The sequence below is a fragment of the Roseomonas aeriglobus genome (assembly GCA_016937575.1).
GTDB lineage: Bacteria > Pseudomonadota > Alphaproteobacteria > Sphingomonadales > Sphingomonadaceae > Sphingomonas > Sphingomonas aerigloba.
In genome coordinates, this window is sequence record JAFHKN010000002.1 from 2,649,382 (window position 1) to 2,664,366 (window position 14,985).

The 14,985-nt window shown below is 66.8% G+C and carries 16 protein-coding genes; 8 read left to right on the plus strand and 8 right to left on the minus strand.

Annotated elements, in window-relative coordinates:
• Positions 1–12: 12 nt before the first annotated feature.
• The 6 genes from JW805_13125 to JW805_13150 form a co-directional block, all read right to left on the minus strand.
• On the minus strand, positions 13–813 hold the full coding sequence (locus JW805_13125) for a carbohydrate ABC transporter permease (protein ID MBN2972959.1): 801 nt from the start codon (positions 811–813) through the stop codon (positions 13–15).
• A gap of 5 nt (positions 814–818) precedes the next feature.
• Entirely contained in the window at positions 819–1,700 is an 882-nt protein-coding gene (locus JW805_13130) for a sugar ABC transporter permease (GenBank protein ID MBN2972960.1), read from the minus strand.
• A gap of 160 nt (positions 1,701–1,860) precedes the next feature.
• Positions 1,861–3,126, minus strand: a complete 1,266-nt coding sequence (locus JW805_13135) for an extracellular solute-binding protein (GenBank protein ID MBN2972961.1) — start codon at positions 3,124–3,126, stop codon at positions 1,861–1,863.
• Entirely contained in the window at positions 3,126–4,136 is a 1,011-nt protein-coding gene (locus tag JW805_13140; protein ID MBN2972962.1) for a LacI family DNA-binding transcriptional regulator, read from the minus strand. Before JW805_13140 ends, JW805_13135 begins: the two co-directional genes overlap by 1 nt.
• Before the next feature lie 63 nt (positions 4,137–4,199).
• The gene (gene ugpC / locus JW805_13145) at positions 4,200–5,303 is read right to left on the minus strand and encodes a sn-glycerol-3-phosphate ABC transporter ATP-binding protein UgpC (GenBank protein MBN2972963.1); all 1,104 of its coding nucleotides are present in this window, start codon (positions 5,301–5,303) and stop codon (positions 4,200–4,202) included.
• 37 nt (positions 5,304–5,340) lie between these two features.
• A complete protein-coding gene (locus tag JW805_13150) occupies positions 5,341–6,435 on the minus strand; it encodes a GNAT family N-acetyltransferase (GenBank protein MBN2972964.1) in 1,095 nt (364 codons plus the stop codon).
• Between the two features lie 81 nt (positions 6,436–6,516).
• On the opposite strand from JW805_13150, the gene JW805_13155 reads away from it, so the two are divergent.
• The 3 genes from JW805_13155 to JW805_13165 all read left to right on the plus strand — a co-directional run bounded on the left by JW805_13155 (position 6,517) and on the right by JW805_13165 (position 8,008).
• Positions 6,517–6,978, plus strand: coding sequence for a DUF2721 domain-containing protein (locus JW805_13155; GenBank protein ID MBN2972965.1), 462 nt, complete (start codon positions 6,517–6,519; stop codon positions 6,976–6,978).
• On the plus strand, positions 6,975–7,409 hold the full coding sequence (locus tag JW805_13160) for a DUF4345 domain-containing protein (protein ID MBN2972966.1): 435 nt from the start codon (positions 6,975–6,977) through the stop codon (positions 7,407–7,409). The genes JW805_13155 and JW805_13160 overlap by 4 nt, the downstream gene beginning before the upstream one ends.
• 74 nt (positions 7,410–7,483) lie before the next feature.
• Complete coding sequence (locus tag JW805_13165; protein MBN2972967.1) at positions 7,484–8,008, plus strand: methylated-DNA--[protein]-cysteine S-methyltransferase; 525 nt, start codon at positions 7,484–7,486, stop codon at positions 8,006–8,008.
• Here JW805_13165 and JW805_13170 read toward each other — a convergent pair.
• Positions 7,936–9,510 (minus strand): amidase, encoded by a 1,575-nt coding sequence (locus JW805_13170; protein ID MBN2972968.1) that lies wholly within the window; start codon positions 9,508–9,510, stop codon positions 7,936–7,938. The genes JW805_13165 and JW805_13170 overlap by 73 nt on opposite strands.
• Positions 9,511–9,969: 459 nt before the next feature.
• On the opposite strand from JW805_13170, the gene JW805_13175 reads away from it, so the two are divergent.
• Together JW805_13175 and JW805_13180 are read left to right on the plus strand one after the other, a co-directional pair.
• Complete coding sequence (locus JW805_13175; GenBank protein ID MBN2972969.1) at positions 9,970–11,892, plus strand: ribonucleoside-diphosphate reductase subunit alpha; 1,923 nt, start codon at positions 9,970–9,972, stop codon at positions 11,890–11,892.
• A 148-nt stretch (positions 11,893–12,040) separates the two neighbouring features.
• On the plus strand, positions 12,041–12,376 hold the full coding sequence (locus tag JW805_13180) for a DUF559 domain-containing protein (protein MBN2972970.1): 336 nt from the start codon (positions 12,041–12,043) through the stop codon (positions 12,374–12,376).
• A gap of 69 nt (positions 12,377–12,445) precedes the next feature.
• Here JW805_13180 and JW805_13185 read toward each other — a convergent pair whose 3' ends face one another.
• On the minus strand, positions 12,446–12,715 hold the full coding sequence (locus JW805_13185) for a DUF2171 domain-containing protein (GenBank protein MBN2972971.1): 270 nt from the start codon (positions 12,713–12,715) through the stop codon (positions 12,446–12,448).
• A gap of 56 nt (positions 12,716–12,771) precedes the next feature.
• Between JW805_13185 and JW805_13190 the strand changes: the two genes are divergently transcribed.
• The 3 genes from JW805_13190 to JW805_13200 all read left to right on the plus strand — a co-directional run bounded on the left by JW805_13190 (position 12,772) and on the right by JW805_13200 (position 14,675).
• Positions 12,772–13,071 carry a hypothetical protein gene (locus JW805_13190; protein ID MBN2972972.1) on the plus strand — a complete coding sequence of 100 codons (300 nt, stop codon included), beginning with the start codon at positions 12,772–12,774 and terminating at the stop codon, positions 13,069–13,071.
• A 136-nt stretch (positions 13,072–13,207) separates the two neighbouring features.
• A complete protein-coding gene (locus JW805_13195) occupies positions 13,208–13,408 on the plus strand; it encodes a hypothetical protein (protein ID MBN2972973.1) in 201 nt (66 codons plus the stop codon).
• 205 nt (positions 13,409–13,613) lie between these two features.
• Positions 13,614–14,675, plus strand: coding sequence for a ribonucleotide-diphosphate reductase subunit beta (locus JW805_13200; protein ID MBN2972974.1), 1,062 nt, complete (start codon positions 13,614–13,616; stop codon positions 14,673–14,675).
• Positions 14,676–14,985: the final 310 nt, after the last annotated feature.

A 14,985-nucleotide genomic window follows, 5' to 3' on the forward strand; every position in this document is an offset into this window, starting at 1 on the left:
TGGGAGGCAGGCTCATCCCTTCACGCTCCCGGCGAGCAGGCCGCGCATGTAGAAGCGTTGGAGGACGAGGAAGAGGATCAGGACCGGAAGGGTGGTGACGACGGACCCGGCCATCATCAGCTCGACGTCCTGCACCCGCTCGCGACTGAGGGCCGCCAGCGCGACGGGGAGCGTGTACAAGCGGTCGTCGCTCAGCACGATCAGCGGCCAGAGAAAGTCGTTCCAGCTGCCGAGGAAAACGAACAGCGCCAGCGTCACGATGATCGGCTGGAGCGCGGGAAGGACGATGCGCGTCAGGATTTGTCCTTCGCTTGCGCCATCGACACGGGCAGCCTCCAGCATCTCGGTCGGGATCGACAGCGCATATTGGCGAACCAGGAAAATGCCGAAGATGCCCGCCAGCCACGGTACCAATACGCCGGCATAGCTGTTGACCAGACCCAGGGCCTTCAGCTCCAGAAACAGCGGCAGCATCCCGATCTGGCCGGGAATGACGAGCGCGGCGACGAGCGTCTGGAACACGGCGTCGCGCCCACGAAAGCGCAGCTTGGCGAAGGCATAGCCCGCCGGCACCACGAACAGCAACGCCAGGCCCGTCGCGGTCGCCGAGACGAACGCACTGTTGGCGAGATAGCGGCCGACGCCATAGCTCTCGAACAGCGCGCGGTAATTCGCGAGCGTCGGCGCGGCGGGCACCAAGGGCGGCGGGAATTGCGCGGCCTCGCCCGGCGCCATGAAGGATACCGACACCATCCAGGCGAGCGGCAGCAGCACCAGCGCGGCGATCACCGCGGCGCCGAAGGTGGCGACCATCCCCCTCATCCCCGCACCCAGCGCCGGCTCACCGTGATCTGGAGCAGCGTCACGGCCAGAATCAGGACGAACAGGATAAAGGCGACCGCCGACCCGGCGCCAAGGTTCCACCATTTGAACCCTTCCTCGTACATGAAATAGAGGATGGTCACGGTCGACTGCGCCGGTCCGCCTTGCGTCATGACATAGGGTTCGGCGAACAGCTGGAAGAAGCCGGCGATCGACAGGATCGATACCAGCAGCAGGGTCGGTCCGATGGCCGGCAGCGTAACGTGCCGGAACCGCGTCCACGCCCCCGCCCCGTCGATCCTCGCCGCCTCGTGCAACTCCTGCGGCACCGTCTGCAACGCTGCCAAGAAGATCACCATGTTGTAGCCGAACGTCTTCCACGCGACGAAGATCAGGATCGCGGGCAGCGAGGCGGTGGGGCTGCCGAGCCAGTCGATCGGCGCGATTCCCACCTGCGCCAGCGCGGCGTTGACGAGGCCGTAGCGAGTATGGAGAAGGTATCGCCAGACGACGGCCGTCGCGACCAATGTGGTGACGTAGGGCGCGAACAACGCCACGCGCCACACCGGCTTCCAGCGCAGCGTCTTCGCATCGAGAAAGATCGCCGCGGCGAGCGACAGCGCGACCGTCAGTGGCACGCCGAAGACGACGAACCACAGGCTGTTGAGCGTCGCGCGCCAGAACAGCGGATCGCCGAGCAGTCGCGCATAGTTGGCGAGGCCGACGAAGCGCAGGTTCGACAGGTCGGCAAGCGCGTAGATGTCGAAATCGGTCAGGCTCAGCAGCAGCGACGCGGCGGCCGGCAGGGCGAAGAAAAGCACGATGGCAGCAAGCGCGGGGCCGCTCATCCACCAGCCGGCGCGAGCTTCGCGGGTCATCGTGCGAACCCCGCCTGCGCGAAAGCGTTATGCTGGCTGGGAACGCGTATCCCGGCGAAGGCCGGGGTCGAGGTCCGGCGGACAAGCGAAGGCGCCGTGCCGTTGCGATTCCATTGCGAGTGGGCGCCGGCCTTCGCCGGGGTACGGGACAGGACGAAAGTCACGCCGCCCGCCCCTTGTCGCGCATCCACCGCCGCTTTGCGAGCAACCGGTCCGCACGCCGGTCGATCTCCGCCGCTGCCGCAGGGATCGTCAGCGTGCCTGCCACCGCCAGTTCGGCGACGCGCTGCATCTCCGTGACGATCCGCTCCCATTCCGGCACCTTGGGCACCGGCCGCGCGCGGGCGAGCTGTGCGGCGTACGGCGCCATCCGCGGGTCGTTGGTCAGTCCTTCCGCCGCCCAGGCGCTCGGCCGTGCGGGCAGGTCGTCGGACAGCGCATGGAAACGCGCCTGCACCGCCGGCGTGGCCAGATAGCGCACCAGCGCCGCCGCATCCGCCCGATCGCGCGCGTGATCGAAAAGGACGAGGCTCGACCCGCCCGGCGCCGATGCCCCCGGCCCGTCCGGCCCCGGCATCGTCATCGTCGCCCATCGATCGGCAAACGCCGCCCCTCGTCGCACGGTCAGCTCGCGCACCGTCCACGGCCCCGACAGGAAGACCGCGAAGCTACCGCGGGCGAATTCATTCCAGATGTTGGCGATCGTCGTCGACGAGACTTGCGGCGCAAGGCCATCACGGAACAGCGACACATAGAAGTCGAGCGCGCTCTGGAAGCCGACCGATGCAAAATTCCCGCGCGTGCCCTCGTCGCGTAGCAATGGATCGGGCTGTTGCAGGGCAAAGGTCAGCAACTGTTCGAATTCGTTGAGCGGCAGCAGGATAGCATGGTCGCCGCGCCCCGCCCGGCGCTGGAGGGCGACGAGCGCGCGCTTCCAGTTCGTCCAATCGCTCGGCATCGTCGGATACCCCGCCTGCGTGACGAGATCGGTACGCACGAACTGCAATCGCGTGTCGACATACCAGGGCACGGCCATCAGCCGCCCATCGATTCGATTGGTCTCGGTGACCGCCGGAAAGGCATCCTGCGTCAGCCAGCGCGTGTCGCCCTGAAGCGGTGCCAGCGCCCCGATCGCGGCAAGCTCCGCCAGCCAGGTATTCCCGACCTGCGCGATATGCGGCAGCGACCCGCCGGCGAAGCCCGTCAGTAGTTTCTCATGCGCCGCCGACCAGGGCAGCGCCTGCAGCCGCACATGCGTCCCGGGATTCGCTTCTTCGAACGCGCGCAACAGCGGTTCGACCGCTGCGGCCTCGTTACCCATCGCCCAGAAATCGATCGTTGCCGCCGTCCGCCCCGCGCCGCACCCGCCGAGCGCCAGCGCGCCCCCTGCGGCGAGGCTTAGCAGCTGGCGGCGGCCGACAGGCATCAGCCGGGCGCGCGCGTCGACAGGCGGACGACCAATTCGGGCTCCAGCGTCTGCGGGGCGGGCGCCGACCCATCGGCGTTGGCGATCAGCGCCTTCAGGGTCTCGAACGCCCGCGACCCCATCTCCGCGATATGGACGCGCATCGTCGTCAGCGGTGGCTGGACGTAGCGGGCGATCGGCACATCGTCGAAGCCGGCGACCGCGATCTGGTCGGGGACCACGATCCCCGCTGCCGACAGTGCCGCCATACAGCCGACCGCCATCATGTCATTGGCCGCGAACACCGCGTCGATCCCGCGCCGATCGGCCAGGATCGCAGCACCGGCGGCGTGGCCGGCCTCTTCGGTGAAGTCCCCCGGCAGGACGACCGGATGCTGGTCGCCCAGCAATTCCGCCACGGCAGACCGAAAGCCCGCACAGCGCCCCTCGGAATCGCTGTTGCCGGCGGGGCCGGAGATCATCGCGACGCGGCGGTATCCGCACGCCGCCAGATGCGCGACCATCGCCCGCGCACCGCCTTCGTTATCGATCGCGATCGAGCTGTGCGCCTCGCCCTCGATCCGGCTGCCGAGGACCACGGTCGGCAGACCGGCGGGAAGGTGCGCGGCCAGGAAATCGGCGTCGATCCCCGGCGACATGACCAGCAGCCCATCGACCCGCCCGCGCATTGCCCGGATCGCCTGGGTCGTCTCGCTGGCATCGCCGTGCATGTTCGACAGCAGCAGCTGCAGCCCCTCGGCATGCGCTGCACGATCGATCCCGCGGATGACTTCGGAAAAGAATTCGCCGAACAGGTCGGGCAGCACGACCCCGATCGTGTTCGTCCGCGCCATCGTCAGGCTGCGCGCGCCCAGGTGGGGCACGTAGGACAGCTTCTCCGCCGCGGCAATGACACGTTCGCGGGTCTTGGCGGTGACATTGCTATGCCCGTTGAGCGCGCGCGAGGCGGAGGCGACCGACACATCGGCTTCCCGCGCGACATCGCGAATAGTGGCCGTTGCCCGCTTCATCCCCGCTCCCATGGATCGACCGTAACCGGTTACAAAGTTGCTGTTCAAGTGATTTCGACAGGTTCAGGCAGCCGCCTGTGCTGGCGCAATCCGGGGAAAGGCGCGGCCGTCGGCATCGAACAGATGGACGTGCTCCGGCGCAACCGACAGCGCCACGACATCGCCCACCGCGACGTCCGCATTGCCAGTGATCTGCCGGACGAGCGGCTCCGCATCGACCCCGTCGAGATCGTAATGGACGATGCTCGACCCGCCGAGCATCTCGACGAAGCGAACGCGGGCGCGCAGCCCGTCCGCACCGGCGTCGAGCCGTTCGGGGCGCACCCCCAATGTCACGGCGCTGCCCGGCGGCGCACCGCGGGCATCGACGGCTGCCTCGATCGTCCGCGTTCCGACCTGAACCGTCGCCCGGGCCGTCGCCGCCGACACCAGGGTGCCCGCCAGCCGGTTCATCGCCGGCGACCCGATGAAGCCCGCGACGAAGAGGTTCGCCGGCGCCTCGTACAGCTCCATCGGCGTGCCGACCTGCTCGACCTGCCCGCCGTTCAGGACCACGATCCGATCGGCCAGCGTCATCGCCTCCGCCTGATCGTGCGTGACGTAGATCATCGTCGTGCCGAGCGCGCGGTGGAGTCCGGCAAATTCATACCGCATCTTGACCCGGAGCGCGGCGTCGAGGTTCGACAGCGGCTCGTCGAACAGGAACACTTTGGGCGCGCGGACGATCGCGCGTCCGATCGCGACTCGCTGGCGCTGCCCGCCCGACAGCGCCGCGGGTTTGCGGTCGAGCAGATGCGCGATCCCCAGCGTCTCGGCCGCTTGCGCGACCGCCGCATCGACCTCAGCACGCGGCACCTTCGCCAGCTTCAGCGCAAAGCCCATGTTCTCGGCGACCGTCATGTGCGGGTAGAGCGCGTAGGACTGGAACACCATCGCGATGCCGCGGTCGCTGGGCGAGCGGTCGTTGACCCGCTCCCCGCCGATCAGCACGTCGCCGGCGTCGAGATCCTCCAGGCCCGCGATCGCACGCAGCAACGTCGACTTGCCGCAGCCCGACGGGCCGACCAGCACCAGAAACTCGCCGTCGCGCGTCTCCAGGTCGATGCCTCGCAAAACCTCGGTCGCGCCGAACGCCTTGGCGGCGCCGCGCAGGCTGACGATCGTCATCGCATCCTCCCGGCCGGACTGGCGGCCAGCGGATAGCTTAAGCGCGATTGCCGCTCCGGCGCCAGACCCCGGCGAACAGCTTGCCGATCGTGGCGGGCAGGCCGGGGCGCAACAGTAGCCAGTCGCGAATCGTCGCCCCCTGCTCGGCGCCGATCGTCGCTTTGTACCCGCCGTCGCCCGCGCCCCAGTCGACGGTCGTGATGCCATCGTCGGCCGCGCGGCTCAGGTTGCGATAATATAGCAATTTGCCCGGCGAATGTTTGCCCGCCCAGGTCGCATAGCTGTTGGCGATCGCGTATTTCCGCGTGCCGGTATTGATATCGAAGGAGAAGGCGACCGGCCGGTGATCGACCCGCAGCACTGCCGCCCACATCATGTCGGCGAGCACCGGATCGGCTGCCGCCGCGCGCCAGAACGCTCCATGCCCCGTCTTCAGGAACTTCGCATCGCGACCGTCGGTATCGCTGTCGACCCAGCTCGCGCGCTCGACGTCGGCCAGCGCATCGAACAGCCTGGGCGTCCAATCCTCGCCGCTGTGAAAGTCCCAGTCGAGCCGGCCATAGGCACCCAGATGCTTCTCGTGAAAGCGGTTCTTCTTTAGCGTCGACGTGCGCGGCCAGGGTCCGGCCGCCCGTGCGGCCACGATGTCGAGCAAGAAGCTCGTCGCGATGTAGCGCGGCAGGACGGTCCAACCGGCCGCCCGCGCGGCGGCGAGCAGCGGCGCTGTACTCGCATCGTCGTCATAGACGGGCCCGATCCGCAGGGCGTTGGCGTGGGCGGCGATTTCGTCGAGTGCCAGCGTATAGATGCTCGCCGGGGTCGCTTCGCGCACGGGAAAGCTTCGGAACGGCCAATAGGCGCCCGGCACCTGGACGAGCTTCAGCGACCGCGGTCCGGCGGGGACGATCGGCACGGCGAGCAGCGGCGTGCCGTCACGCTCGACCAACACCGTGCGCGGGTCGCCGCCATAGCTTTCGATCGCGGCACGAAACCATTGCCGGCGCAGGAAGCGGTGGGTCTCCGCCGCCCGCTCCGCCACCCGGTCGATCGCAAACGGCAGCCCCTCGTCCGTCCGCGCACGGCAAACGGCCGGCTGACGCGTGAATTCGGCGATCGGCACGGGTTTGGTCATCGCACAGGCCCTAGTCGTCCAACGGTTACCAAGGCGTGAGGGACGTTGCCCCTTTCGCACGATCAATCTAGGTTTGCGCCCATGACCTTCGCCCCCGGCCTGTCGACCGTCGCCGCGACCATACAGACCGCGATCGCGCCCGTGTTCCTGCTGGCCGGCATCGGCGCGATCCTGAACGTCCTGGCCGGCCGTCTGGCGCGCATCATCGATCGCACGCGCGCGTTGGAGGCGTTGCACCCCCGCTCGACCGGGCCGGAGCACGACCGCCACGTCTGGGAACTCAGGATTCTCGACCGCCGGATCGGCGTCATCAGCGCCGCGATCAGCCTGTGCGTTGCCAGCGCGGTCGCGGTCTGCATGGTCGTCGCGCTGCTGTTCGTCGCGCGGATCGTCAACCTGCACATCGGCCAGGCGGTGGCGCTGCTGTTCATCGGCACGATGATCCTGCTGACCCTGGGGTTGCTGCTGTTCCTGATCGAGGTCCACATTTCGCTGAAGGCGATCCACGTCCGCGCCGAGTTGCTCGAACGCGAACGTCGATGACGCCGACTGTCGAGAAGCGCGCGCTGCAGGTCGCTGTGGCCGTGGTGCTGATCCTACCGTTCACCGCCGCTATCGCAGGCGTAGTGGGCGGCCCGAAGTTCCTGGGCCGTCCACCGGTCATCCCGACCGATCTCGACAGCCATTTCCGATATGTCTCCGGCATCTTTCTTGCGATGCTGATCGCCTATGCCAGCTGTATTCCCGCCATCGAGCGCAAGACCGATCGGCTCCGCCTGCTCGGTTTCCTGACCGTCATCGGCGGGCTGGCGCGGCTTTGGTCGCTGCTGCGCATCGGCGTTCCGTCGACCGGGCATCAGGTCGGGCTGCTGATCGAACTCGGTATCGCGCCGGCGATCCTGTTGTGGCAGGCGCGCGTCGCAAGACGGTTTGAAAGCAAGGCGTGGGAAGCCGGATCTCAAAAGAAACGCTAACCCGACCGTGCTCCCGCGTGCGCGCGCCTCCGAGAGGCTCACGGGAAGACGCTTGCCGCGAAAGGACTTCGCAGATGCCGCTCTACGCCACCACCATGCCCTCGCCCGTCGGCACGCTGACGCTGGTCGCCAGTGACGCGGGACTAGCCGCGGTGCTGTGGGAAGACGACCGCCCCGGCCGCGTGGTGCTGGAAGACGCGGAATCGAACCCCGACCACCCGGTTCTGGCCGCCGCCAGCAGCCAGCTCGCCGAATATTTCGCGGGCATCCGTACCCGCTTCGACCTGCCGCTCGACCCGCGCGGCACGCCCTTCCAGCGTCAGGTGTGGGCAGCCCTCGACACGATCCCGTTCGGCGAGACGCGCAGCTATGCCCAGATCGCCGCCCAGGTCGGCCGCCCGACCGCGGCGCGCGCGGTCGGTGCCGCGAACGGGCGTAACCCGGTGTCGATCGTCACGCCCTGCCACCGCGTCGTCGGTACGAACGGCATGCTGACCGGCTTTGCCGGCGGCCTTGCCGCGAAGGATTACCTTCTGACGCTCGAACGCGGCGCAACAGCGCCCTCCAGGCCGGGTCCCGCCTCCGCACTCGGCAGGTAGCGCGGCGCCTGGCGTGCCATCGCCCGCGCCTCATAGGCATAGCCCGCCGCGAGCAGCGTCTGCTCGCTCCAGGCCGGTCCGATGAAGCTCAGCCCGACCGGCAGCGAGCGGACGAGACCCATCGGTACCGTGAGATGGGGGTAGCCTGACACCGCCGGCAACTGGCTGGCGCTGGCGTCGCTCGATTGGTCGCCATGCACCGGGTCGCTGGGCCAGGCGGCGCCATAGCTGGGCGTCACGATCAGCCGCGCGTCGGCCGCCTTCAGCATCGCGTCGATCGCGCCCGCAGCCTGCGCCCGACCCTTCTCCCGCGCGGTACGATAGGCGGGATCGGCCAGGCCCTTGGTCTTCGCCGCGGCCACGAAGGTTTCCTGTCCGAAGAACGGCATTTCGGCGCCCGAATTGGCATCGTTGAACGCAATGACCTGGTCGAGCGTGCGCGTCCGGACGGCGGCCGGCGTCGTCGCGAGATAGGCGTCGAGGTCTGCCTTCAGCTCCGTGTAGAGCACCAGTTGCTCGGCCGCGCCAAGGCCGGGCGTCGGCGGGCGCTGGACGTCGACCAGGGTCGCGCCGGCGGCCCGCAAGACGGCGAGTGCCGCATCGAACCGCGCGGTCAGGTCGGGCGTCATGTCGGGCCGCAGTACCGCAACGCGGACACCCTTCAGCGCCCCCTCCGACAGACCGGCGGCATAGTCGACACGGTGGGCGTCGGCGTCCTTCGTCGCGACGTCCGCCGCGTCGCTGCCGATCATCGCCGTATAGAGCATCGCGGCATCGCGCACGCTGCGCGCCATCGGCCCGGGCGTATCCTGACTGTGGCTGATCGGCACGACGTGCGTCCGGCTGACCGCGCCCACCGTCGGCTTCAACCCGACGAGGCCGTTGATCGCCGAGGGACAGACGACCGACCCGTCGGTTTCGGTGCCCAAGGCCGCCGCGGCGAAGCTCGCCGCTACCGCTGCCCCCGATCCAGACGACGATCCGCACGCCGTGCGGTCGAGCGCATAAGGATTGCGCACCAGTCCGCCGACCGCGCTCCACCCGCTCATCGACCGGTTGGAGCGGATGTTCGCCCATTCGCTGAGGTTGGCCTTGCCCAGGATCACCGCCCCGGCCGCCCGCAGGCGCGCGACGACCGGCGCATCGCGGCGCGTGACATTGTCCTTCAACGCCAGGCTGCCCGCGGTCGTCGCCACCGGGTCGAGCGTTTCGATATTGTCCTTGACCAGAATCGGCACCCCGTCGAGGGGGCCCAGCCGCCGTTTGGCCTTCGCCCGCGCATCGGCGGCGCGCGCCTGGGCGATCGCATCGGGATTGACCGCGATGACACTGCGCAGCGTCGGGCCGGTGCGGTCCATCGCGGCAATACGGGCAAGGTAGGCGCGCGTCGCGGCCTCCGACGTCAATTGCCCACTGGCGATCCGCGCCGACAGGTCCGACAAGGGCATCTCGACGATCACCGGCGCGCGGGCCTGCGCCTGCACTGCCACCGGCGCGGTCATCGCCATGATCCCGATCAATGCCGTCCGCATACCGCTGTCTCCCCTGTCTTCGGACGGATGCTAGGATCGGAACCGGCAGGCCACAATCGATAGCTGTGCACAGCTGATCCACAGCAAAATTTTTTTCGTTCCGGCTGCGCACTCTTGCGTTTCCAGAAGGCTAGGAAAGTCCACGCGTCGCGCGATGAGGCATCCGCGAAACGAGTCATTTGAGCGACGAACCGTTACGTCAAATCCGCACGCACCGGCTTGCCTTGCAACGCAATTAGCCACAATCTGTTGTGGTTGTGTCAGGGGGCTGGCCCAAGCCTTGGTGATTTCGTCGCGTGACCTTATATCACGTGGACACCATTTCATGCCCTTTGCCACCAAAATGGTCCCGTTTTGTTCTGGGGCCATCCGATGATAGAAGACCGGGGATGACGAGTCGTCTCCGGCAGCTGAGTAAGGGACGGCGCGATGGATTTCAGAGACACTGCGGAGAGCGATGTGACGGACGCGACGACCATCGAAACCCCGGCCGAGACGAATGCCACGGCCACTGCGACCAATCGCGATTCGCGCCATATCGCGACGCCCTATCCGGTCGAGGTCGATCACAGCCGCGACGCGCTGCTGACCGAATTCGGCAAGGATACGCTCAAGGACCGCTACCTGCTGCCGGGCGAAAGCTTCCAGGATCTGTTCGTCCGCGTCGCCTCGGCCTATGCCGACGACGCGGCGCACGCCCAGCGCATCTATGATTATATCAGCCGCCTGTGGTTCATGCCGGCGACGCCCGTGCTGTCGAACGGCGGCACCGGCCGCGGCCTGCCGATCAGCTGCTTCCTCAACTCGGTCCCCGACAGCCTGAACGGCATCGTCGACACCTGGAACGAGAATGTCTGGCTCGCCTCGCGCGGTGGCGGCATCGGCACCTATTGGGGCAACGTCCGCGGGATCGGCGAGCCGGTCGGCCTCAACGGCAAGACCAGCGGCATCATCCCGTTCGTCCGCGTGATGGATTCGCTGACGCTCGCGATCAGCCAGGGCTCGCTGCGTCGCGGGTCGGCCGCCTGCTACCTCGACATCTCGCACCCGGAGATCGAGGAGTTCCTCGAGATCCGCAAGCCTTCGGGCGACTTCAACCGCAAGGCACTGAACCTGCACCACGGCGTGCTGATTCCCGACGCCTTCATGGAAGCGGTGCGCGACGGCGCCGAATGGGAGCTGACGTCGCCGAAGGACGGCAGCGTTCGCGGCAAGGTCGATGCGCGCAGCCTGTTCCAGAAGCTGGTCGAAACGCGCCTCGCCACGGGTGAGCCCTACATCGTGTTCTCCGACACCGTGAACAACACGATGCCCAAGCATCATCGCGACCTCGGGCTCAAGGTTTCGACGTCGAACCTCTGCTCGGAAATCACGCTGCCGACCGGCAAGGATCACCTGGGCAACGAGCGTACTGCGGTGTGCTGCCTCTCGTCGCTGAATCTCGAAACCTGGGATCAGTGGAAGGACGAGAAGGGCTTCATCGAGGATGTGATGCGCTTCCTCGACAACGTGCTGCAGGACTATATCGACCGGGCCGAGCCGGGCATGGAAAAGGCCGCCTATTCCGCCGCGCGCGAACGCTCGGTGGGCCTGGGCGTGATGGGCTTCCACAGCTTCCTCCAGGCGCGCGGCCTGCCGATGGAAGGCGCGATGGCCAAGTCGTGGAACCTGCGCATCTTCAAGCATGTCCGCAGCGCAGTCGACCAGGCGTCGATGCAGCTCGCGGTCGAGCGCGGCGCGTGCCCGGACGCGGCCGACATGGGCGTGATGGAGCGCTTCAGCTGCAAGATGGCGATCGCGCCGACCGCGTCGATCAGCATCATCTGCGGTGGCACCAGCGCCTGCATCGAACCGATTCCGGCGAACATCTACACGCACAAGACGCTGTCGGGTTCGACCAGCGTCAAGAACGTTCACCTCGAAAAGCTGCTCAAGGAAAAGTCCAAGAACAGCGATGCGATCTGGAACTCGATCCTGGAGCATGGCGGGTCGGTCCAGCACCTCGATTTCCTGTCGGACGACGAGAAGGCGACGTTCAAGACCAGCTTCGAGATCGACCAGCGCTGGCTGCTCGAACTCGCCGGCGACCGCACGCCCTACATCGACCAGGCGCAGTCGCTGAACCTGTTCATCCCCGCCGACGTCGAGAAGTGGGACCTGCTGATGCTCCACTTCCGCGCCTGGGAGCTGGGCATCAAGTCGCTCTATTACCTGCGTTCGAAGTCGATCCAGCGTGCGGGCTTCGCGGGTAGCGAGGGCCAGGGCGGCGTGGAGGCGGACAACACGCTCGCCAAGCCGCAGTTCAATCTGGGCGAGAGCACGGATTACGACGAGTGTCTGGCGTGTCAGTAAGGTGAACCGGCTAGTCGCCCTCACCCTTCCGGCGCTTCGCGCCTCCCTCCCTCTCCCGATGGGAGAGAGGGAAGGGGCCCGCGTTGCGCAGCGACGTGGGAAGGGTGAGGGCGACGTGCGGCTATACGAAGGTCGCCCGAGCGGCACCGTGGATCGTGCGCGGCAGCTTCGTCGTGATGCGCCCGAACCGGAACGTCGGCTACTGCGTGCCCTGAGAACCGCCTTCCCAATACTCAAATGGCGGCATCAGGCGCCGATCGGCCGCTTCTACGCCGATATATTGTGTTTCTCGGAGCGACTGGTGATCGAAGTCGATGGCGATACCCATGCAGACGCGGGGCCACGTGACGACGGACGCTCGACGTTCATCGGACGTGAGGGCTTTCGTGTGGTTCGCTATGCGAACGACGACGTGATGGAAAACCTGGACGGCGTCGTTGCTGACATCGCCGTTGCGCTTAAGGAAAAGGGCAGCATGGCATGACCCACACTGCCCTCACCCTTCCGCCGCTACGCGGCTCCCTCCCTCTCCCGATGGGAGAGGGAGGGAGCCTCAGCCGGCGTTCTCTTCTTCCTCGAACGTCACCGCGACGTCGGCGTTGGCGCTCAGCCGCACCTTGTCGCCCTCGACGTCGGCGACCAGGCCGAGCGAGATGAAGTGGTGATGCCCTTCATGGCTTCCCTCGGCGCCTTCGATCTGCGCGCCCGAATCCTTCTTGGTCAGCTTGATGCGGTCGCCCTCGACGCGGTCGACGGTGCCGACGTGGACGCCATCGGCGCCGATGACTTCCATATGTTCCTTGATCGCGCTTGCATCGGCCATGTCAGATCTCCTGTGTTGGGTTCGAGCGGCAAACGCGCGGGGCGGGCGTTGGCTGCATGACCCGCATCAGGCACCTCGCCCCGCTCGCACTGCTCAGCCTGTCGGCCTGCGCGACGCAGGTGGCGTCGGCCGTGAGCACGGCGCCCGACACGCCCGGCTTCCTGCTCGGGCTGTGGCACGGGTTCATCTTCCCGGTCGCCTGGGTGTTGTCGCTCTTCCTGCCCGATGTCGCTGTCTATGCCGTGCCCAACAACGGCGGCTGGTACGACTTCGGCTATTTCCTCGGCATCGTCGTGTTCGGCGTCGGCGCGCGCCAGACGAAGACGGTCTATGTCACCCGGCGGGAGCGGTGGTGATGCCGCTCCAGAGCATCATCATGTTCGGTGCGGGCGCCCTCGGTTTGCGTCAGCAAAGCGAGGAGACGCCACGTCGGGCAGCGGGGCCGGCAACGCCGGTCTCGTCTGACGGCGTGGCAAGGGGCGGAGTGCGCTGATGCCGCTACAGAGCATCATCATGTTTGCCGTCGCCGCCGTCTTCGCGCTGCTCGGCATCGGCCTGCTCCTAGCGCTCACCCGTCCGCGGACGGCGGGCCAGGTCTACGCCTTCCGCATGGTCGGCATCATGGCGCTGTCCGGCGGCGTCGTGCTGGCCATGAGCGCCGCCGCCATGTGGCAGTGGAGCGTGGAGGGATGAGCAGCGAAATTGCAATGTCGATATTCTTCCTGGTCATCGGCATTGGCCTGTTGACGCTGGGCATGCATGACTTGCGGAGCCGACAGCCCCGGTGGTGGAACCGCGGATGGCCCATCTTGTACGGCATCGGCTCTCTATTTTTTGGCCTGATAATCACAGGCAGCATGATCTTTCACCTTAACGAACTTCTTCCGGAGTAACCCCCATGTCCCTCACCTCCGCCCGCAAGACCTACAAGCCCTTCGAATATCCTTGGGCCTATGAATTCTGGAAGCGCCAGCAGCAGATCCACTGGATGCCCGAAGAAGTGCCGCTGGGTGAGGACTGCCGCGACTGGGCGCAGAAGCTGACCGATCACGAGCGCAACCTGCTGACGCAAATCTTCCGCTTCTTCACCCAGGCCGACGTCGAGGTGCAGGACTGCTACCACGAGAAATACGGCCGGGTGTTCAAGCCGACCGAGATCAAGATGATGCTCGCCGCCTTCTCGAACATGGAGACGGTGCATATCGCGGCGTACAGCCACCTGCTCGACACGATCGGCATGCCCGAGAGCGAATATGGCATGTTCCTCGAATATGCCGAGATGAAGGACAAGCACGACTATCTGCAGAACTTCGGCGTCGATACCGACGAGGACATCGCCAAGACGCTCGCCATGTTCGGCGGCTTCACCGAAGGGCTGCAGCTGTTCGCGTCGTTCGCGATGCTGATGAACTTCCCGCGCTTCAACAAGATGAAAGGCATGGGCCAGATCGTCAGCTGGTCGGTGCGCGACGAAAGCCTGCACTGCGAAGGCATCATCAAGCTGTTCCACACCTTCGTGAAGGAGCGCGACTGCCTGACCGCGTCCGTCAAGAAGGACATCCGCGACATGTGCCACACGACGGTCGACCTGGAGGACGCCTTCATCGACCTGGCGTTCGAGGCGGGTCCGGTGAACGGCATGACCGCGGAGGAGATCAAGCGCTACATCCGCTACATCGCCGACTGGCGCCTCGGGCAGTTGGGCCTGAAGCCGATGTACATGATCAAGGAACACCCGCTGCCCTGGCTCGCCCCGCTGCTGAACGGCGTGGAGCATGCGAACTTCTTCGAACAGCGCGCGACCGAATATTCGAAGGGCGCGACGCGCGGCCAGTGGAACGACGTGTGGTCGAGCTTCGACAAGCGCCAGAAGGCGAAGGCGTCGGCGCCGGCGGCGAACGAGGACGTCGGGGATCAAGGAGGGGATATGTTCAGCCGGGCTGGAGTCGCAGCCGAATAACGGCTGCGACCGGCGTCGGCAGCGCCGACGCCGCCAGCCCGGCCGGCCGGCGGCGCCCCTTAGGGCGCCGTCCGACGGCATGAGCTTTGCTCATGCTGGGGCCAATCCTTCCTGAGTTCCCGTGCTCCGGGGCAGGCCGGAGCACGAGACGTCCAGTCTCGCGGCGAAGGTCACGAAGTTCACGCCAAAAGCGGGTTTTCGCGCGTGCAGGTGGCGGTACCGTTTCTCGCCATGACGAGAGGGTCAAAGTTGCGCGCACAGATGTGCTCGGCAACGTCAAAGAGCGTGAGCGAGCAAGTCCCGTCCGAGC

What these genes read in the sequence shown, in the direction of transcription:
- JW805_13125 (MBN2972959.1), bottom strand. Translation starts at nt 813, where the DNA reads ATGGTCGCCACCTTCGGCGCCGCGGTGATCGCCGCGCTGGTGCTGCTG.
- JW805_13130 (MBN2972960.1), bottom strand. Translation starts at nt 1,700, where the DNA reads ATGACCCGCGAAGCTCGCGCCGGCTGGTGGATGAGCGGCCCCGCGCTT.
- JW805_13135 (MBN2972961.1), bottom strand. Translation starts at nt 3,126, where the DNA reads ATGCCTGTCGGCCGCCGCCAGCTGCTAAGCCTCGCCGCAGGGGGCGCG.
- JW805_13140 (MBN2972962.1), bottom strand. Translation starts at nt 4,136, where the DNA reads ATGAAGCGGGCAACGGCCACTATTCGCGATGTCGCGCGGGAAGCCGAT.
- ugpC (MBN2972963.1), bottom strand. Translation starts at nt 5,303, where the DNA reads ATGACGATCGTCAGCCTGCGCGGCGCCGCCAAGGCGTTCGGCGCGACC.
- JW805_13150 (MBN2972964.1), bottom strand. Translation starts at nt 6,435, where the DNA reads ATGACCAAACCCGTGCCGATCGCCGAATTCACGCGTCAGCCGGCCGTT.
- JW805_13155 (MBN2972965.1), top strand. Translation starts at nt 6,517, where the DNA reads ATGACCTTCGCCCCCGGCCTGTCGACCGTCGCCGCGACCATACAGACC.
- JW805_13160 (MBN2972966.1), top strand. Translation starts at nt 6,975, where the DNA reads ATGACGCCGACTGTCGAGAAGCGCGCGCTGCAGGTCGCTGTGGCCGTG.
- JW805_13165 (MBN2972967.1), top strand. Translation starts at nt 7,484, where the DNA reads ATGCCGCTCTACGCCACCACCATGCCCTCGCCCGTCGGCACGCTGACG.
- JW805_13170 (MBN2972968.1), bottom strand. Translation starts at nt 9,510, where the DNA reads ATGACCGCGCCGGTGGCAGTGCAGGCGCAGGCCCGCGCGCCGGTGATC.
- JW805_13175 (MBN2972969.1), top strand. Translation starts at nt 9,970, where the DNA reads ATGGATTTCAGAGACACTGCGGAGAGCGATGTGACGGACGCGACGACC.
- JW805_13185 (MBN2972971.1), bottom strand. Translation starts at nt 12,715, where the DNA reads ATGGCCGATGCAAGCGCGATCAAGGAACATATGGAAGTCATCGGCGCC.
- JW805_13190 (MBN2972972.1), top strand. Translation starts at nt 12,772, where the DNA reads ATGACCCGCATCAGGCACCTCGCCCCGCTCGCACTGCTCAGCCTGTCG.
- JW805_13195 (MBN2972973.1), top strand. Translation starts at nt 13,208, where the DNA reads ATGCCGCTACAGAGCATCATCATGTTTGCCGTCGCCGCCGTCTTCGCG.
- JW805_13200 (MBN2972974.1), top strand. Translation starts at nt 13,614, where the DNA reads ATGTCCCTCACCTCCGCCCGCAAGACCTACAAGCCCTTCGAATATCCT.